Source organism: Pseudomonas sp. GW821-FHT01E05, assembly GCF_059422425.1.
Genome location: NZ_JBWKWW010000011.1, coordinates 21,838 through 41,110, shown reverse-complemented (window position 1 = coordinate 41,110; position 19,273 = coordinate 21,838). Strand labels below are relative to the sequence as shown.

At 56.7% G+C, this 19,273-nt stretch carries 11 protein-coding genes and 2 pseudogenes; 4 read left to right on the top strand and 9 right to left on the bottom strand.

What is annotated here, in order from left to right:
• The first annotated feature begins 2 nt into the window (after positions 1 to 2).
• The 4 genes from AC07W5_RS22600 (at position 3) to AC07W5_RS22585 (ending at position 12,776) form a co-directional block, all read left to right on the top strand.
• On the top strand, positions 3 to 9,755 hold the full coding sequence (locus tag AC07W5_RS22600; RefSeq protein WP_495024365.1) for a two-partner secretion domain-containing protein: 9,753 nt from the start codon (positions 3 to 5) through the stop codon (positions 9,753 to 9,755).
• 667 nt (positions 9,756 to 10,422) lie between these two features.
• Positions 10,423 to 10,818, top strand: a complete 396-nt coding sequence (locus AC07W5_RS22595; RefSeq protein ID WP_495024364.1) for a hypothetical protein — start codon at positions 10,423 to 10,425, stop codon at positions 10,816 to 10,818.
• A 116-nt stretch (positions 10,819 to 10,934) separates the two neighbouring features.
• The gene (locus AC07W5_RS22590; RefSeq protein ID WP_495024363.1) at positions 10,935 to 11,462 is read left to right on the top strand and encodes a hypothetical protein; all 528 of its coding nucleotides are present in this window, start codon (positions 10,935 to 10,937) and stop codon (positions 11,460 to 11,462) included.
• A gap of 600 nt (positions 11,463 to 12,062) precedes the next feature.
• Positions 12,063 to 12,776 (top strand): transposase, encoded by a 714-nt coding sequence (locus AC07W5_RS22585; RefSeq protein ID WP_495011654.1) that lies wholly within the window; start codon positions 12,063 to 12,065, stop codon positions 12,774 to 12,776.
• Here AC07W5_RS22585 and AC07W5_RS22580 read toward each other — a convergent pair.
• The 9 genes and pseudogenes from AC07W5_RS22580 to AC07W5_RS22540 form a co-directional block, all read right to left on the bottom strand.
• Positions 12,773 to 13,052 (bottom strand): annotated as a pseudogene (locus tag AC07W5_RS22580) (hypothetical protein). The gene AC07W5_RS22585 and the pseudogene AC07W5_RS22580 sit on opposite strands and share 4 nt — an antisense overlap.
• A gap of 88 nt (positions 13,053 to 13,140) precedes the next feature.
• The gene (locus AC07W5_RS22575; RefSeq protein WP_494994646.1) at positions 13,141 to 13,689 is read right to left on the bottom strand and encodes a DUF4136 domain-containing protein; all 549 of its coding nucleotides are present in this window, start codon (positions 13,687 to 13,689) and stop codon (positions 13,141 to 13,143) included.
• Positions 13,690 to 13,741: 52 nt separating this feature from the next.
• Positions 13,742 to 13,897 (bottom strand): annotated as a pseudogene (locus AC07W5_RS22570) (DUF4136 domain-containing protein); the annotation flags it as partial.
• A gap of 287 nt (positions 13,898 to 14,184) precedes the next feature.
• Entirely contained in the window at positions 14,185 to 14,757 is a 573-nt protein-coding gene (locus AC07W5_RS22565) for a hypothetical protein (RefSeq protein ID WP_494994647.1), read from the bottom strand.
• Between the two features lie 252 nt (positions 14,758 to 15,009).
• Complete coding sequence (locus tag AC07W5_RS22560; protein WP_495024362.1) at positions 15,010 to 15,957, bottom strand: AraC family transcriptional regulator; 948 nt, start codon at positions 15,955 to 15,957, stop codon at positions 15,010 to 15,012.
• 289 nt (positions 15,958 to 16,246) lie between these two features.
• On the bottom strand, positions 16,247 to 16,717 hold the full coding sequence (locus AC07W5_RS22555) for an AraC family transcriptional regulator (protein WP_494994649.1): 471 nt from the start codon (positions 16,715 to 16,717) through the stop codon (positions 16,247 to 16,249).
• Between the two features lie 188 nt (positions 16,718 to 16,905).
• Complete coding sequence (locus AC07W5_RS22550; protein ID WP_495024361.1) at positions 16,906 to 17,658, bottom strand: DUF899 domain-containing protein; 753 nt, start codon at positions 17,656 to 17,658, stop codon at positions 16,906 to 16,908.
• A 150-nt stretch (positions 17,659 to 17,808) separates the two neighbouring features.
• Positions 17,809 to 18,678, bottom strand: a complete 870-nt coding sequence (locus AC07W5_RS22545; RefSeq protein ID WP_495024360.1) for a DUF6279 family lipoprotein — start codon at positions 18,676 to 18,678, stop codon at positions 17,809 to 17,811.
• Positions 18,679 to 18,891: 213 nt separating this feature from the next.
• On the bottom strand, positions 18,892 to 19,080 hold the full coding sequence (locus tag AC07W5_RS22540; protein WP_030131898.1) for a PFL_1563 family small protein: 189 nt from the start codon (positions 19,078 to 19,080) through the stop codon (positions 18,892 to 18,894).
• Positions 19,081 to 19,273: the final 193 nt, after the last annotated feature.

The following is a 19,273-nucleotide window of genomic DNA, read 5'->3' as shown; positions in this document are numbered from 1 at the left end:
ATATGGATGTTCGTCAACTGGCCTTCCTGGCCCGCCAGCCTTCTGCGGCCCTGATTTCCCGCGAGCGTTTCTGCGGGATACCCAAACGCGGTCTGGCATTCATCCTGGCCAACGCCATGTTCTGGCAACCGCTGCTGGCTCAGGCTAACGGTATCGTCGTCAGCGCACCGGGCACCAACCTTGGACAAGCAGGCAATGGCGTACCGATCGTCAACATCGCCGCGCCGAATGCCAGCGGTCTGTCGCACAACCAGTTCCATGACTACAACGTTGGTGCCAACGGGGTGATTCTCAACAACGCCACTAACCGCACGCAAACCACCCAACTGGGTGGGATCATCCTCGGCAACCCGAACCTCAAGGGCACCGCCGCCAACACTATCCTCAACGAAGTCAATGGTGGCAGCCCTAGCCAGTTGCGCGGTTACACTGAAGTGGCGGGGCAGTCGGCGCGGGTGATCGTCGCCAACCCCTACGGCATCAGCTGCAACGGTTGCGGCTTTATCAATACGCCGCGGGTGACCTTGAGTACCGGCAAACCGGTGCTGGATAACGGTCGTCTGGACCGCTTCCAGGTTGACCAGGGCAGCGTCTCCATCGACGGCGCAGGGCTCAATGCGGACAATGTCGACCGCTTCGAAATCATCACTCGCTCGGCGAAAATCAACGCCGAGATCCAGGCGAAAAACCTGACCATTGTCGCCGGTCGTAACGACGTCGACGCGCAAAGCCTCAACCCCACACTGCGCGCCGCCAGCCCCGCTGATGCGCCGGCACTGGCCATCGACTCTTCGGCCTTGGGTGGCATGTACGCCGGGGTGATCAAACTGGTCGGCACCGAGGCGGGCGTCGGCGTCAGGCTCGCCGGCAGTGTGGCCGCCAGTGGTGGTGATATTCAGATCGATGCCAACGGTCATCTGAGCATCGCCCAGACTTCCGCCGCTGGCGCGGTCAATGTCAAAGCCGCCAGCCTCGATGCCCAAGGCCCGGTCTACGCCGGCACCGCGTTGAATGTGCAAACCCAAGGCGCATTGACCAACCAGCAAACCCTCGCTGCTCGCGACAGCATCACGCTGAGCAGCGGCGGCCAGTTGACCAACAACGGCTTCATCGAAGCCGGGGTCAACGCCGACACCAGTCGCAACGCCAGCGGCGACGTCAGCCTTAGCGCACAAAACCTCAACAACGCCGGCAAAAGCGTGGTGGCCAGCCGCAACCTGACGGTTAACACTGCGCAGACCCTGAACAACCAGGCAGGGACCTTGAGTGCCCAGCAAAACACTAGAATTACCGCCGCGACGCTGAACAATCAGAACAAGGGTCGGGTGCTGAGCAACGCCACGCTGGACTTGAAAGCTGATCAGGTGCTCAACAGCCAAGGCTTGATCGGCAGCAATGGCAATCTCACCGCCGACCTCGGCCACTTGAATAACCACACTGGTGAAGTCTCCAGCGCTGGGAACACGACCTTGAAGGCCGCGAGCCTGGACAACAGCGGTGGCAGCCTTGTCACCCAGCAAGGTCTGGAAATTCGCCTGGACCAGGCTCTGAGCAATATCAAAGGTCTGATCAGCAGTGAAGGCACATTGAATCTCAGCGCCGCCAGCCTGGATAACTCGGCGGGTAGTGTGACAAGTGCCAACGCGCTGTCGCTGATCACCCGCGCCGCGCTCATCAACCAGAGCGGTTCGATCAGCACCGATAGTAACCTGACCCTCAGCAGTCAAAGCCTGAACAACAGCCAGAACGGCTTGCTCAGCGGCAAGGGTGCGACTCGCGTCACCACTGGCACGTTCGACAACACCCAGGGTGGTCGCTTGATCAGCAGCGACATCCTCGATCTGACCGCGACCCAGGTCAGTAACGGTGTTACCAGCCGGATTGCCAGCGACAAGGCACTGACCGCCAGCGTCACCGGTTTCGATCAGCAAGGCGGTGAGCTATTCAGCAAGACCTCGCTGAGCCTGGATCTGAATCAGGGCCAATTGAGTAACCAGAAAGGCCTGATCAACGCGCCGCTGTTGATGTTGAAAAACCTCAAGGACGTCAACAACCAGTACGGTGAGATTTCCAGCGAGCAGGTCTTCACCCTGGCGGCCCAGAGCCTGGACAACAGCAACGGCAAACTGATCGGCATCCAAGGGCTGACCCTGCACATCGATCGGGCACTGACCAACGTCAAAGGCCGAATCTCAGCGCAGACCCTCGACATTCACAGCGCCAGCCTGAATAACACCGAGGGTCTGATCAGCAGCCACGGCACGCTGGGGATGAGGGTACAAAACCAGCTGGTCAATCAGGGCGGGACGCTGATTGCCGACGGCGACGTGCAACTGAGCGCGGCTAACCTCAACAACAGCAACGGCCAAGTCGCCGGTAAAACGCAGGTCACGGCCAACGTCACCACCCTGAGCAATCAGGGCGGTCAACTGATTGCAACCGGCGGGCTCCAGCTGGCGGGCGTCAGCCTCGACAACCGCAAGGGCGGTCTGGTCGGCGCGACCCGCGCGCTGCAACTGAAGGTGGGTTCTATCGACAACCGTGGCGGCGAGTTATCGAGCAAGGCTGACCTGGCCCTGATCGGCAACACGCTGGACAACAGCGACGGCGGCCAGGTGTTTGCCGATGGCGTGCTGGCGTTGACGGTTGACCAGGTGATCAACCGCACCAAAGGCCTGCTCTCGGGCAAGGCCGGGCTGAGTTTGACGGGCAATAGTCTGGACAATAGTGGCGGCTCGCTGATTACCCAGAAAAACCTCAATGTCGATCTCACGGGCGATCTGGATAACAGCCAGGGCCTGCTCAGTGCTGAAGGCATCCTCGGCATCAAGACCGCCAGCCTGACCAACACCTTGGGCCGCGTTTCCAGTGCGGGTGCGCTGACGCTCACCAGCGCAGGTTCGGTCGCCAACCAAGGGGGCGAGATAGTCACTGAGGCCAGTCTCGAGTTGAAGAGCGCCAGCCTCGACAACCGCAACAAGGGCAGCATCAGCGGCAAAGGTGCGGTAGTCGTCAACACCGGTGCTTTTGACAACAGTCACGGCGGACGTCTGAACAGCGGCGACAGCCTTGATCTCACGGCCACACAAGTGACCAACCAGGAAACCGGTAGCATCGGCAGTGCCAAAGCCCTGACCGCCAGCATTACCGGTCTTGACCAGCAAGGCGGCAAGTTGTTCAGCAAGACCTCGCTGAACCTGAACCTGAACCACGGTCAATTGAACAACCAGAACGGTTTGATCAACGCGCCGTTGTTGATGCTCAATAACCTCAATGGCATCAACAACCAGAGCGGTGAAATCTCCAGTGCCCAAGCCTTCACACTGGCGGCCCAGAGCCTGGATAACAGCAACGGCAAGCTGTTAAACAACCAAAGTCTGACCCTGCGCATCAATCAGGCACTGACCAACGTCAAAGGCCTGATCGCCGCTGCGGCCCTCGACGCTCAGGCCGCCAGCCTGGACAACAGCGGCGGCACCTTGACCAGCCGCGCTAACCTCGACCTGAATATCGACGGTCAGTTGAATAACCAGAATCAGGGCCTGATCAACGCCACGACCGCGCTGAACATCAACAGCGCCGGTCTGAACAACCAGAATGGTTCCCTGCTGGGCAGCGCCATTGCCATCGACTTCGGTGTGGCCACCGGCGACCTGAACAACAGCGCCGGCCTGATCACCACCGCCGGCGGGCTAAGCATCAACCACCTGCGTGACCTGAATAACCACAGCGGTGAAATCTCCAGCAGCCAGAGCGTCAACCTGAGCGCCCGCACGCTGGACAACAGCGCCGGTAAACTGATCAGCAATAACCTGCTGACAGTGAATGCCGACAATGTGCTCAACCAGGGCGGCCTGATCTCCGGCTGGCAGGGGCTGAGCGTGAATGCCGCGAGCCTCGACAACCGTAACAAAGGCACGCTGTCCAGTCGCGACGGCGATGCGGACGTGAATGTCAGCGGCGCCATTTTCAACAGCGGCGCAGGCGCGCTGGTCAGCCAGAAAGCCCTGACTGTCACTGCGGTGAGCCTTGATAACAGCAACGGCGGCATTCTTTCCAGCGGCGGCGACCAGATCCTGACGGTCAACGGTCAGCTGAACAACACCCAGGGCGGTTTGATCGATAGCGGTGCAACCCTGGCCATGCAGGCAATGACCCTGGGCAATGCCAGCGGCACCGTCAACGCGCAACAAACGCTCAGTTTCACCGGCACCACGCTGGACAACAGCAACGGTACTCTGGTGGGCAACGGCGCAGTCACCCTCGACTTGCTCGGTGCTTTGAACAACACCAACGGCAAGCTTTCCAGCGCGGGCCCTCTGGTTGTTCAGCGCTCGACACAGATCAACAACCAGGGTGGCCAACTCGGCAGCCAAGGAGTGATGACGTTACTCACCGGCGGCCTGGATAACCGCAATCGCGGCACGGTCGCGGCCAACGATCAACTGACTCTCACCACCGGCGGCGCGGTGCAGAACAGCAGCGACGGTCTGATTTACAGTCAAAACGGTGGCCTGCAAGTACACGCCGCCAGCTTCGCCAATGCCAAGGGCACACTACAAAGTCAGGGCAATCTGAGACTCACCGTAGGCGACGATATCGACAACCAGAGCGGTAGGATCCTGGCCAAGGCGGGTGTCCTGGCCATCAGCGCCGGCAACTTCGACAATCGAGGGGGCGTGCTCTCTAGCCTGCAAGGTGCATTCACAGCTCACCTGACCGGAGTGCTGAAAAACGGTTACGACCTGAACAACAACCGCCAGGGTGGCATCACTCAGGCCCATCGTCTGAACCTGACCGCGCTAGGCGGTATCGATAACGATGGCGGGCGCATCTCGGCGCAAACGGGCGATGCGATCGTCACTACCACGAACTTCGACAACCGCAACGGCAGCCTCTACGCCAAAGGTCGGGTCAGCGTCACCGGCAACAACGTCGACAACGACGGCCAGATCGCCGGCAACCAAATCGACCTCAATCTCACCGGGGCTCTGAACAATCACCTGGGCATCATCGAGAGCGACACCACCCTCGCGATCAAGGCCGCCAGCCTCGACAATCAGAACGGTCAACTGCGTGCCCTGGGCACCAGTGGCAACACCAGTTTCCAGATCGGCGGCCTGTTCGACAACCGTAACGGCACCCTGGAAAGCGCCAACACCGACCTGAGCCTGGGTGTCGGCGGATTTCTCAATGGCGGCGGCAGTCTGTTGCACGTCGGCAACGGCACCTTCGACATCTCCACGGCCAACGTCACCGGCGCCGGTGGCAGCATCGTCACCCGCGGCGGCCTGACCCTCAACGCCGACAGCTGGGCCAACAGCAGCGTGATCCAGGCCGGGCGCCTGAACGTCAACGTCAACAACTTCAGCCAGACCGCCGATGGCCAACTACTGGCCTCCAACAGCTTCGTCGGCAGTGGCGGCAATTGGTACAACGACGGCTTGATCGCCAGTGATGGCAGCTTGAGTCTGAATCTGGGAGGCACTTACTGGGGCAATAGTCGGGTCAGCAGCCTGGGTACGCTCGGCCTGAGTGCCGCGCAACTGAGCCTTAACGCGGCCTCCAGCATCGCCGGTGGTGGTGACACCACGATCAACGTCGGTGGCCAGCTCACCAACGCTGGTCGCCTGACCTCGGCCGCTAACCTGAATCTGACCGCAGGCGCGATCAATAACCTCGGGACGCTGGGCAGCGGACAGCAACTGACCGTCACCACCGGCTCACTGGTCAACGATCACGGACTGATCTTCAGCGGCGGCGACATGAGCCTTCGGGTCAATGCCCTGAACAACAGCTACGCCAACATCTACAGCCTCGGTAATCTCAACATTGATCGTGATGGGAGCGGCGGCCTGGCCGGCAGCATCGTCAACAGTTCTGCATCGATTCAGAGCGACGGCAGCATGAGCCTGGCGGCGAACACGATTCAGAATATCCGTGCGGTGCTGACCACCAACAATCAGGGCATCTACACCGCCAGGATTGGCGAAGTCGGGTGTATCGAAGGGGTCAATGCCGGCGATTGCCGCGGCAAGCAAAACCATGTCTGGGAGATCGTGCAGCGCGATAAATTTGAGGTCACCGCTGCCAGCGCCGCTTCCAGCATCACGGCGGGCGGAAACCTGAGCATCAACGGCGGGGATTTGCTCAACCAAAGCAGCACCATCGCCACCGGCGGCAGTCTGACGGCAATGCTCGCCAACCTGACAAACAGCGGTATCGAGACGGGTGAAACCGAAGCCACACGGGTATTTGTCTCTGAGCGCACTAGGAATGCACGGCCCTGGTATAGCGCGGCTGGTGCCTTCAACAACAAGTACTGGTATCAAAGCAGTGGCTACAACGTCAATGACCTGAGTGGGCTTGAGGCGGGGATGAGCCGCTTTATCGGCATGACCGAAACTGAACTGACCCAGTTTCGCAAGACCGAAAAAATCGCTTCCAGCGACCAAAGCTACGCCGCCGTGATTCAGGCGGCCGATGCGGTCAACATCAGTGCCCAGAACAACATCGACAACAGCGTGGTACGGCCCGGCTACAACTACGTCGGCAGTGGTCCAAGAACCGGCACCGGTTCCTCGGGGAGCCAGTACTCGACCCGCATCACGCTTAACCAGCAATTGCCGCCAGACCTTGCCCAGCAGCAAGTCAATCCGCTGGCTCTGCCGGGTTTCAGCCTACCGACCGGCCAGAATGGTTTGTTCCGCCTGAGCGGACAAGACAGCAGCACACCCGTCGCCAGCGGCCCGCAAAGCTGGACCATGGGCGGCGCGAGCCTCACACCGGCGCAGCGCCAGCAACCACTGCCTACCAGTCAGGCGCGGGAAATCCAGCTGGGCAGCATCGCTCAGGTTTCTGCCAGCGCCGTTGATCTGAGTCCAACTGATCGTCAGGTCGTCAACGTTGGTGTTGATGCCCGCGCAATCATTGCCAGCGCGCCAGATGCAGACCTATCGGGTGCTGTATTGCCCGGCCGCTCCATGGCCTTTACGGTCAATCGTGTCCAGGGTTTACCGGCCAGCACTGTTGTGTCCAACCCACACAAATACCTGATCGAAACCAACCCGGTACTCACCGACCTTAAGCAATTCATGAGTTCGGATTACCTGCTGGCGAACCTCGGCTACGACCCGGATCAAAGCGCCAAACGCCTGGGTGACGGTTTCTACGAACAGAAACTGATTCAGCAGGCGGTGGTCGCCCGCACCGGCCAACGCTTCATCGATGGTCAGACCTCGGACGAAGCACTGTTCAAGTCCCTGATGAACAATGCCATCGCCAGCAAGGACAAACTTAACCTGGCGCTCGGCGTGACTCTCACCTCCGAACAAGTCGCGGCCCTGACCCATGACATCGTCTGGATGGAAAATGCCGAGGTCAATGGCGAGCAAGTGCTGGTGCCGGTGCTGTACCTGGCCAACGCCAACAACCGCCTGGCCGCCAACGGTGCCCTGATCCAGGGCAGCGATGTCACCCTGATCGCAGGCAAGGACCTGAACAACGTCGGTACCTTGCGCGCCAGCAACAACCTGTCCGCTGCAGCCGGTAACGACCTGGTCAACAGCGGCCCGGTAGAGGCCGGTAATCGTCTGGATCTGTTGGCGGGTAACAACCTCACCAACAAGGCGGGGGGCATCATTGCCAGTCGCGATGTCAGCTTGACCGCCATCAATGGCGATGTGATCAACGAGCGTACCGTCACCACCCATCAAAGCAGCACCGGCTACAAAAGCGAGCAACGTGACTTCGTCGACAACGCCGCTCGTATTGAAGCGGCCAACAACCTGACCCTCAACGCCGGCCGCGACGTCAACAACAGCGGCGGTGTCCTGAAAAGCGGCGCCGACACCACGATCAACGCCGGTCGAGACGTCAACATCACCTCCGCCGAGCAGATCGTTAGCAACGCGCGCGGCAGCAACCACCGCGATCAAACCATCACCCAAAACGGCTCCAGCGTTGAAGCCGGCCGCGACCTGACGATCAACGCCGGCCGTGACCTCATCGCCATCGCCAGCCAGATCGACGCCAAACGCGACATCGCCATGGCCGCCACCGAAAACCTGACCCTGGCCTTGGCCGCTGATGAACAGCACTCGTACAGCAAGAGCAAGAAGGTCACCAGTCAGGAAGACCACGTCAGCCAGGTATCTACCAACCTGACGGCGGGCGGTAGCGTTGCGCTGAGTGCCGGCAAGGACATGACTCTGATCTCCAGCCGGGTCAATGCTGGAAACGAAGCGTACCTGGTGGCAGGCGACACACTCCAACTGCTGGCCGCGCAAGACAGCGACTACTCGCTGTACGACATGAAGAAAAAAGGCAGTTGGGGCAGCAAGAAGACCCAGCGCGATGAGGTGACCCAGGTCACCCATGTTGGCAGTGAAATCAATGCGGGCAGTGATCTGTCACTCAAAAGTGGCGGGGATCAGCGTTACCAGGTGGCCAAGCTGGAAAGCGGCAACGACCTGAGGCTACAAAGCGGCGGGACAGTGACGTTTGAGGCGGTTAAAGACCTGCATCAGGAGAGTCACGAGAAGAGCAAAAGCGACCTGGCATGGACTAGCGCCAAGGGCAAAGGCAATACCGATGAGACGTTGCGCCAGACCGAAATGGTAGCTCAGGGAAAATTGGCAATCCAGGCGGCCAATGGGCTGAAGGTCGATATCAAGCATCTCGACCAGCACACCATCAGCCAGACCATTGATGTGATGGTCAAGGCCGACCCGCAGTTGGCCTGGTTGAAAGACGCCGAGAAGCGTGGGGATGTGGATTGGCGGCAAGTGCAGGAGGTGCATGATTCTTTCAAATACAGCAACTCCGGGCTCGGCCAGGGGGCAATGTTGGCGATCATCATCGTGGTCACAGCACTGACGGCAGGGGCCGCCAGTGGAGCCTTGGGCACTATGGCTGGGGCCAGTGCCGGGTCTGGCTCAGCAATGGCCGCTGCTGGCTCTACTGCAATGGTACAGGCGGGTACGGCGGTCGGGACTGCGGCGGCTGGGTGGGGGAATGTCATGGTCACCACAGCACTCTCGTCCATGGCGGGAACGGCAGCAGTCAGTACCATCAACAACAAAGGCAACCTGGGCAACGTCGTGAAAGACGTGACCAGCGAAGACAGTTTGAAGGGATATGCCACAGGCGCGGTGATCGCCGGGTTTGGTGCGGCCTATACCGATAGTTGGGGTCGAACCTTAACGCCGGAAGGGAATTATCAAGTGGTGGATTATGGCGAGCGACTTAAAGCTTATGCCGCCAATACTGCGCTGAACGGGGTGTTGAGTGGAAAAAATAAGGATGCTTGGATGAGTATCGCGGCAACGGGCGCATTGATGGAGTTGTATCAGTATTCGGCTGGGCGTGGGCCGGATGTTCGGCCTGGGGTGGATAGACAAGCAGGGCCTCAGTTTGATACTGCAGAAAATGACTTTGTTCCGCTAGAGCTAAAAGATGCCCTGATGCGAGAAGGTAAAAATATTGGGCTTAACAAGGTGATAGGGTGTGATAGCTTTTATTCGGTTTGTCATGGTACGCCTATAAGTAATATGCTAAATAAAGTTCCAGGATTTAATGCTTTTGCTACTTTGCACGACGGCTGGATGGTGGATCTGGAGACCTACAAAGGTGGTTCAATGTCTATTTTTGAAAATATTGGCAGTATGGTGCCTGCGCTAATAACTAATTACGGTGCCTTGCATGACAAATATAGATCGTTAATTGACGCGGAGAAAAATCGTGAGAAAAAGTAGTGTAATTATCGTAGTGATTTTTTTTCTCGCAGGGTGTGCTCCATCCAATTCTGCATGGGTTTCTAGTAAAAATGGATGGACTGGAACGAGTTTTGAATCTCACATTTATAAAATATGTTCTCGTACTCCTCATACGTGTACTGAATCTTTTTGGTCGCCGGCGAATAAAAATAAGACATTTGATCGTGTGCTTGAGGAGGGGGGAGGTAATCGCTTCTACATTACTTGGATTAGGGATTGCCGTTACTCTGTTTTTGTGTCGTCGGAGGGGCTAGTGGTTTCGTGGCGGTATGAAACTGAAAAAACGGAGAGTTGTTATATTTTTTAAGGGGCACCTCTAAACCTTTAAAGGAGAGCTAGTGATGGTTTTCGAAAATACTGGCAGTATGTCGCTGGCTATAATTGTTAATTATGGCGCACTTTATGATAAATACAGATCTTTGATTGAAGCGGGAGAAGCGTGATAAGAACTAGCCTGATCGGTTTGAAATAGGGGACAGACCACGATTCTTTTGATGGGTAAGCGAAAACGTGGTCTGTCCCCTTATTCCTGTCCCCTTATTCCTGGGTGGGTAAAAATGACTCAGAATGTCAACGGTGTTGAAGTTCACTACGTGCGGAACACAAATTCCGGTTTTGTTGACGATTTTAAATTCAAGTGAAGATCATGCGCGTAAATTGCATAAGCCAAAACGGGAAATCCCTCTCGGACCAATTTATTCGTCTGGGTTATACGAAAAAGTCGGACTTCTCCCTCTCCGTCGGCAAGGAGTATGAGGTGTTCGCAATGTCGTTGTGGTGTGGGGTGATCCTGCTTTTACTAGCAGACGAATACCATTTGCCCAATTGGTTTCCGATGGAGCTCTTCTCACTGAGTGATCCTGGCGTACACGCGGACTGGTCGTTTTTGCCTAGTCTAGCTAACGAGAACGGATTGCAGGCTCTTTGGGGTTATGAGCGATTGATTACCGATGCATCGCACTATGATGGCCTTGTAGAGCGCGACCCCGTGGCTTTGCGCTACTTTTATGAGGAGGAGTGTCTTCGCCGTCGATGTGACTAATGAAATAGGGGACAGACCACGATTCTTTTGATGGGTAAGCGAAAACGTGGTCTGTCCCCTTATTCCCGTGTCCCCTTATTCCCCGCCCTTATTCCCCGGAAGGGAAATATCAAGTGGTGGATTATGGCGAGCGACTTAAAGCTTATGCCGCCAATACTGCGCTGAACGGGGTGTTGAGTGGAAAAGATAAGGATGCTTGGATGAGTATCGCGGCAACGGGCGCATTGATGGAGTTGTATCAGTATTCGGCTGGGCGTGGGCCGGATGTTCGGCCTGGGGTGGATCGAGAGCAAGGGCCAGAGTTCACGGCGTTGCCCGATGGTTTTGTTCCTAAAGAACTAAAAGACGGTCTTGAGCGCGAAGGTAAAAATATCGGGCTAAATCAAACCGAGGCTTGTGGTAGCTTTTACTCGGTTTGTCATGGTACGCCCATAAGCAATATGTTGAATCAAGCTCCAGGGTTTAATGCGTTCGCAACCTTGCACGATGGCTGGATGGGGAGTCTGGAGGCATTTAAAGGAGCGTCAATGACAGTTTTCGAAAATATTGGCAGTATGCCGCCGGCTCTAATCGTTAATTATGGCGCGCTGTATGATAAATACAGACCTTTGATTGAAATGGAGAAAAAGCGTGATAAGAAATAGTTTTATTGTTCTAGTGTTTTTTCTTGTGTCGGGTTGCGCGCCTTCTGCTCTGCTTGGCACGATAGCAAGGATGCTTGGATCGGGACTAGACTTGACTCTCACATCTATACAATTTGCACGCATACTTGTGGAGGATCACTTTGGTCTCCTGTGAATCAAAGTCAGGTGTTTGATCGTGTCCTTGATGAGGGGGGAGGTAAGCGTTTTTATATTACATGGATAAGGGACTGCCGATACTCTATTCTTGTTTCCCAGGCTGGAATTATAGAGTCATGGCGATACGAGACTGAAAATACGAAAAATTGCTATATTTTTTAGCTTTTTGAGTCGTGTGCTCAGCGGCTGGAAGAGCTGAATGCAGCACGGTCATTGAATTGAAGTGGGCGTATCACGGTACGAATGGATAAAGGTTTCAGATACGAAAATAATTAACGATGTCGGGAAAAAAACAGAGTCCATGCAAAAAAATGGGATCAGATCTCGATTTTCTTAATGAGGCGAATTTCGGGAAATAGGGGACACGGGAAATAGGGGACAGACCACGTTTTCTCAACTTTTAGTTAGGGTTCAAGCGTCATGAACTGGAAAAGGAGTTTCCATATGCCGCGTAGAGCACGCGTACTGATGCCAGGAGTCCCTCTGCATCTGATTCAGCGAGGGAATAACCGCTCGGCCTGTTTTTATTCTGAGGAGGATTACCTTTTTTATTTGGAGCATTTGGCCGAGCAGGCAAGAAAGCATAATTGCGAAATCCACGCGTGGTGTCTGATGACCAATCATGTCCACCTGCTTCTGACACCTGGCCATTCAACTGGCGCGAGCTTGCTGATGAAGGGGCTTGGTCAACGGTATGTTCAATACATCAATCGTACGTACCAGCGCAGTGGAACCTTATGGGAAGGCCGCTTCCGTTCCTGCCTGGTGCAGGAGGACCGTTACGTATTAGCTTGTTATCGCTACATTGAGATGAACCCGGTTAGAGCAGGGCTCGTGGAGCATCCTGCAGAGTATCGCTGGTCGAGTTATCGAGTGAATGGTCAGGGGGAGCAGTCAAGACTCATCACGCCTCATGCCCAGTACAGAGCGCTAGGTAGTGTGGGTACACTGAGTTCTGAAACCTATCGAGAGCTTTTCAAACATCAACTTGATTCAGGTTTGGTTGATCAGATTCGAGCGTCTACTAACGGTAACTACGTGCTTGGGGGAACCAGATTTGCTTCGGAGGTAGAGGGGGCGTTGGGGCGGCGGGTAAGAAGAGGTAAGCCGGGGCGGCCAAAGAAAACGGCTGATTTCGACGTTGCGCCTCTGCTTTAGAAAACGTGGTCTGTCCCCTTTTTTCTTTTTCTTATTGCCATTGCGCTATCCAGTTCCTTCAGGCGTTTTTCGATCAGTTGGCATTTGTCCGGCAGATCTTTGCTCGGATGCCCAAATCCATCTTTTGTAGCTCAACGTTGATCTCTTTGTCTTTGGCCGGGTTCTGCTCGGTGATCCTGGTCACCTCCTTGGCCGGTTGCTCGCATTTGGCCGTCGCCTCTCCTGAGTACAGGCCCAGGTGGGCAGGGCGTAGATCAAGGTGGCAGCGAGGGTCATCCTCAGGCGTTAAAGAGGGGTTGCAGGCAAGGCTTGGGCAGGATGATAGCCAGTCGCCTTTATCGCGACTGGCGAAGTGCTGCGAAGGTTATTTAGGCGGGTAGTTGGACAGGACCTTGGCCACGGTTTGCTGAATCGCCATATTGCTTTCGCTTGGGCCGGGCGAGTAATTGTTCATGACCTGTTCGGCGCTGCCACGCCAGACCAGTTTGCCGTCCCGGCCATCGAGCATGTCGACCTGGATGGTTGCCACTTTGTAGTCGTAGCTGCGAGTTTCGTAGTACATCGGGGCCGCCCAACGATTGCCCCACATACCGTAGTTGGTGGCGGTGTACTGTTGCTGACGGTTCTCCACAATCAAATAGGTTTGTATTTTGAGGTCACCCTTGCTGCTGCCCTGGGCCGGGCGCAGGCCGCGCTGGTCCAACTGCTCGCTGACGGCCTGGCGGATACGCTGCTCGGTCAGGTCGCTCTTGATTCGGGGGTCGTCCGGGCGGTATTGCAGGGCAGGCTCTTCCCATGTCCAGCTGCGGAAGGCAGTAAAATCGCGGCTAGCGTCGTAGTCTTGGCTGATGCGGTTGGTCTGGCAGGCGCTGAGCAAAATGGCCAGTGAAAGTAAACCGACATGGCGGAACATGATGGTTCTCCGGTAACGTTAGAGCATGGGCAGTTTCAAAAAACGATCTGCTCTAACTAAAAGGATACGCCGTCAGGGCCTTTTGAACAGCTTCGCGTAAAGTGTCGTTATGTTCATTCATACTGCTCTGGCTGCTGGTCTCGGCACTGGCACTCCAGACGGGTTGGCCGCTGCTGCCGTCGAACAGGTCGACGCGTACCACCATCACCGGGCCGCATCAGAACAACCCCTCTTGGATTTTCCGCTCCAGGATGGCCATTAACTCGCGACTGGGGTATTGGGCTTGCAGTCCCCAGGATTTACAGCCGAGGGCATGACGAAAAGCATCGGCGTCCATAAGGTCCTGGGAAACCCCACAGCGCCGACAGCACAGTTCGGCTTAAGTGAACAGCATTGCACCAGGGTGGGCCTTTTTGTGGGGGGTGTCTCGTCCTGAATAAGGTTTACACCTGTTTAAGGACTAGACACAGTTCTGACGGATAGATCAGGCGATAACTATCCTGACACCGAGGGTTCCTTCTCGCCCGCAGCGCCCGCTGTACTGGCTATTGCAAACGCCACGGCACAAGCCAGCAACGAGAACACAGCGAAAGCACCCATCAGATACAGATAAGGCAACACATGATTCCACGCTCGAGCTACGCCCAGGAAAGCGGCGAATAGCCAGCCGCTCATGGAGAACGCACCCAAGAGAGCAAGGCGGATACGGGCGCAGCTGTCTAACAGGACGAAGGGAGCCTTTTGCAACAGTGGGAAACCGACTCGATGCAACAATGCGCCGTTCAGGCTAAGCAGCGCGACGACGCTCACCTTGGCCCAGAGCTTCTGATTGAGCAGATACGCGACCCCGTCATCGAGGTAACCCTGGAGCACCAACAGCAGGCCGCTTCCCCAAAGGGCCAGCAACGCGAGGGTGGCAATCTTTTGAGTTTCCTCCAGATACTCACGCCGCCCTTGATCCAGAACTTCCTTGCGCCAACTCCAAAGCTTGTGATCGGCCAGCAACACCCGGCCCAGGGCAATACAAGTGGCGAGCAGATGACCGTAGACGAGTAGCATTTTAAGCATTGCCTTGACCTTATTTTTATTTGGGTCATGCACTCCCTGCGCCCTAAAATTGAAACTAAATGATACACATTAATATTTACACCGGCAAGTTTCGAGCTCGCCCGCGTATTCGGGATCGCTTGTTCAGTCCAATGCAAAACGATTGGTTATTTACGGGTCTGTTTGGTATCTGCGGTTCTCTCTCGCGGCGAACAGATTCAAAAAAGGCCCGCCGATGTGGCGAGCCTCCGATCTACAGGGTGGCGGCATTGTTTAGAGTGCCTTCACCGGTATGCAAATCTCACATTCCAGCACGCCGGTTTTCTCATCGTATTGGGCATCCACCGGATACCGTTCAAAGCACGGCCGGGCATCGAACTGCATCCCGCTTTTGGGCATCCAGTCACGGCAAAGTTCGGTCCAGGCGTCCGCGATGTCCGGGCCTTTGCCTTTGAATTGGGCGATGGCGTAGAGGCCGCCTGGCAGGGTGGTGACGGCGGCGTGTTCGCTGGCGCCGAAGCTGTCCGGGACTTCAACGCAGGCGTCGTAGCGGCACTTTTCGGGAGGCGTGGTGAACGGGTCGTCGTGGCCTATACCGTAGCGTACCCGTTGCAGCAGGTTGTTTTCGATCATCCACGGGGCAACGGTTGCGCGCCAGAACGTGCCGATGCCCGGGCCGTAGGGGCCGGTGTAGCGCATGTAGGCTACGCGCGCGGGGGGTAGCTCTTTGAGGGTGACGTCCATCATCTGGTCCTTCATGTGAGTGAAGGCGTCAGGATCGGCCAAGTTTGTGGCCTGTGCCTGATCAGGATTGCTCAATTGCTGCTGGCGTCGTTCGCGGATGCCGGCCAGGCGCTGTTCCCAGCACTCGGGTTCGGTGGTGCGCCAGGTGCTCGGGGTGACAGAGAAATGTTGCTTGAAGGCGCGGGAAAAGGCTTCGCCGGAGCTGAAGCCGACTTCCAGGGCGATCTCCAGAATTGAGGCGTCGGGTCTGTTGGCCAGTTGCTGCGCGGCGCAGGCCAGTCGGCGTCGGCGCAGGTAATCGCCGAGGGTTTCGCCGACCCACGCGGTGAAAAGCCGATGAAAGTGCCAACGCGAGAAGTGTGCGATTTGCGCCAGATCAGCCAGCTCCAGCGGTTGGTCCAGATACCGGTCGATATGCTCCAGCACCCGGTTCATTCGACGCGTGTATTCGCAGAGGCTGTGGTAGGCGGGAGTCATAGTGGGGAAGTTTACAACGGTGGTGGATGTGGGGTTGGGGCGCTCAAGTATTTGTGTTGACTGTGAGGCCGTCTTCGCGGGCAGCCTCGCTCCTGCAAGGGTACGCGGTCACTGTAGGAGCGAGTCTTGCCCGCGATGGCTATTGAACTGACAACGCAGGACCTATTGGTTTCATTCGCAACAGCAGCTTGATGAACCCTTGATCGCCGGTTCGTCCTCGTAACGATGATGCTTCATCAGCTGTCAGCCTTTGCCGCTGCGCTATCCAGCTCCTTCGGGAGTTTGTCGATCAGCGTGCTTTTACCGCTATGCACATTTCGAGCTCCAGCATGTCGGCGTTCTCATCATAGGTCGCATCTACCGGGTAGCGCTCAAAACAGGGCCGAGTGTCGTATTGCAGGCCGCTGCCGGGCATCCAGGTGCTACAGAGTTTGCCCCAGGCGGCGGCGATATCCTTCCCGGAACCTTTGAAGTGGGCAACAGCGTAGAGGCCGCCGGGCAGGGTGGTGACGGCGGTGGGGTAGGTGGCGTTGAAGGTGTCAGGGACTTCGACGCACGCGTCGTAACGGCAACGGTGGGGTGGGGTGGTTTTCGGGTTGTCGTGGCCGATGCCGTAGCGCACTCGATGCAGCAGGTTGTTTTCGATCATCCACGGGGCGACGGTTTCGCGCCAGAACGTGCCGATGCCCGGGCCGTAGGGGCCGGTGTAGCGCATGTAAGCTACGCGAGCAGGTGGCAGTTCTTCGAGGGTGACGTTCATTATTGTTTTCCTTTGCTGAGTCGTCAGGGCTCAGCTCATGCAGATTTTTTGTGTTTAGCCCTCGGGCCTCTTCGCGGGCCAGCCTCGCTCCTGCGATGATCGCGTACCCCGTAGGAGCGAGGCTGACCCGCGATGGCGATTGAGTCGTCAACACAGCCCTTTGTGGCTGAACACTCAATTCATCGGCCTCACTCGGAACAACAGCTTGACGCCCCCTTGACTGCCGGTTCGTCTTCGTAGCGATCATGGTGGCGGACCCACTCCATGATTTCGTCTTCGTTACGTCCTTTTGGCGTCAGGTCGAGGAAGTTGTAGGCGCCGATCAGCAGGTCCAGCCCGCGTGCATAGGTGGAGTAGGTGTGGAAGATCTCGCCTGCGTCGTTGCGATAGAACACGCTGAGTCCAGGCATTTCGCCTGCGGTGCCGGTGCTTGTTTCGTAGTTGTAGACGGCGGTGCCGGCCGCGAGTTCTTCAACGCTGATGGTCACTTTGAAGTCCGCGTTGAAGTCGCTGCCGGCTGATGACACCCAGTTGAACTTCCAGCCCATGCGCTTCTTGAACGGCTGGAATTCGGCCAGGGGGGCGTGGGAAACCACCGCCAGCGCCACATCATGGTGGGCAAGATGCTGGTTGGCGCCGTCGATGTGATCGGACACGAACGAGCAGCCCTGGCAGCCTTCTTTCCAGCCTGCCGCGAACATGAAGTGATAGACGATCAGTTGGCTGCGACCGCCGAACAGGTCAGCCAGGCTTAGCCGTCCGTCGGGACCTTCGAAGCTGTAGGGTTTGTCGATTTTCACCCAAGGCAGTGCGCGGCGTTCGGCACTGAGTTTGTCCCGTTCCCGGGTGAAGGCTTTTTCGTGAAGCAAATGCTCTTTGCGTGCCGCGATCCACTCTTCGCGGGACACGACCTTGGGCTGTGGCTGTTGCCAAGTGTTCATGATCTTTCCTCCTGCGATGGTTGCAGCGCTTTGCCGCGAGGTTATTTACACAGCCTAGTCGTTTGGCCGAGGCTGAAATCGACAAGGCGCCCAGCGGTTTTGCCGCTCAATACTCAACAGGCTGAATCCCTGGCCGAACGTCTCCCTGATTTATCCCTGCCGCCCTGCCTTCAAACACTTCAACGTGCTGAAACTACTGCGCAGACCATCGATCTTCGTCACTAGATGCTGGCGTTGATCCGGTGTGCTTTGGGCCATCAGGTCCACCAGCAGGCTGCGGGCCGCTTGTTCGGCCTGGCTGTAGGCCTGTCGATAGGCGGGAGTCCATAAATTCTCGGGATTAACCAGAAGTTGCTCGATGCGTTGTGGGAAGTCGCTGCTCTGACGCTGCTCCACGGCCGCACTGAATTGCGCTTGCCAATGGGCGCGGTTGGCGACCCTTTGCTGGTTCTGATCGGGCAATGAGTTCGACCAGGCAACCACGCGTTGTTCCTGACTCGGAGTGAGGGGGCCAAACCAGTCATTCAGGCGTTTATCCATCCGTTCGCCACGTTGTTTGATCTGTTGTTCCAGGGAGGGTTTGAGGTAGAGGTTCTGACGTTTGCGCAGGTCTTTGGCAAATGCCAGGTTCATTTCTTCGACCTGTTGATCGTCAAGGCCTCGAAGCAACTCGATGGCCGAGGGGGTGATTTCCCGGGCGGTTTGTGCGATGGCCTGCCTGGCTTCCTGGATTCGGGCTTGCAGGGCGGCGTCGGTGATCTGATCGGTTTCGACCATGTGTTGCAGGCGAACCAGCCAGTCGAGGTAACCGGGCAGTTGCGTGCGGCAATGCCACTCGAGATGTTCCTTGAGCTGCTCGTTGAACCAGCTTTTTTGCTCGGTGTTCATGTCCAGATAGTCGCTGAGCGTCCAGGGAATGATCACGTCGAGGTTGCGGTAGGTCATGCTCACGCGATTACAGCCGGACAGCACAAGGCTCAACATCAGCAACAAGGTGAAGTGCTTCAACCGGTGCGACATGGGCCAATCCTTGCGAAGTGTGGAGCAGGAGCGACGCAATTGATTGAAGCGCCCAACCTGGAGGTGCGCAAGCATTCCGGCGAATCCTCGGCAGAGAGGTCTGTTCGTCGATTTCTACAAGATTGATTAACTGGCGGGGTGTTGCGGGGAGGGCTCTAGTCCTAGCGCTTCGAGGCTCAAAGCGCTTAGGGACCAGGGGGTGACACGGGGGTATTACTTTTTGCCAAGGGTAATTTGCTTGGACGGGCCGAAAGTCTGGCCGCTGACGCCTTTGGCAATTTGCTGGATTTCGCCGCCGGATTTCAGGAAAGCAGCAATCTGGTCGTTGATCGATTCGCTGGTTTCAACGGCTGGAGCTGGCTTTGCTTTGCTGTTGGATGCTTTTACACGCATGGCGGCCATTAACCTGTAGAAAATTAACTTGGCCAGGCATCGTACAGGAAATACTTGACAATTGCTTGGTAAATATCCCCTGAAATGACCAGGCGCGCAGGTCGATGAAGCATAAGTTGATTTTCGCAATAAGCGGCTAAGCTGCTGTTTTAACTAAAAACCTTGGTGGAAATTACCAGCGGTGGACATCCTCGCGTCAGGG

Excerpts from the sequence above, each read along its gene's own strand:
- AC07W5_RS22600 (WP_495024365.1), top strand. The coding sequence starts at position 3 with ATGGATGTTCGTCAACTGGCCTTCCTGGCCCGCCAGCCTTCTGCGGCC.
- AC07W5_RS22595 (WP_495024364.1), top strand. The coding sequence starts at position 10,423 with ATGCGCGTAAATTGCATAAGCCAAAACGGGAAATCCCTCTCGGACCAA.
- AC07W5_RS22585 (WP_495011654.1), top strand. The coding sequence starts at position 12,063 with ATGCCGCGTAGAGCACGCGTACTGATGCCAGGAGTCCCTCTGCATCTG.
- AC07W5_RS22575 (WP_494994646.1), bottom strand. The coding sequence starts at position 13,689 with ATGTTCCGCCATGTCGGTTTACTTTCACTGGCCATTTTGCTCAGCGCC.
- AC07W5_RS22565 (WP_494994647.1), bottom strand. The coding sequence starts at position 14,757 with ATGCTTAAAATGCTACTCGTCTACGGTCATCTGCTCGCCACTTGTATT.
- AC07W5_RS22560 (WP_495024362.1), bottom strand. The coding sequence starts at position 15,957 with ATGACTCCCGCCTACCACAGCCTCTGCGAATACACGCGTCGAATGAAC.
- AC07W5_RS22555 (WP_494994649.1), bottom strand. The coding sequence starts at position 16,717 with ATGAACGTCACCCTCGAAGAACTGCCACCTGCTCGCGTAGCTTACATG.
- AC07W5_RS22550 (WP_495024361.1), bottom strand. The coding sequence starts at position 17,658 with ATGAACACTTGGCAACAGCCACAGCCCAAGGTCGTGTCCCGCGAAGAG.
- AC07W5_RS22545 (WP_495024360.1), bottom strand. The coding sequence starts at position 18,678 with ATGTCGCACCGGTTGAAGCACTTCACCTTGTTGCTGATGTTGAGCCTT.
- AC07W5_RS22540 (WP_030131898.1), bottom strand. The coding sequence starts at position 19,080 with ATGGCCGCCATGCGTGTAAAAGCATCCAACAGCAAAGCAAAGCCAGCT.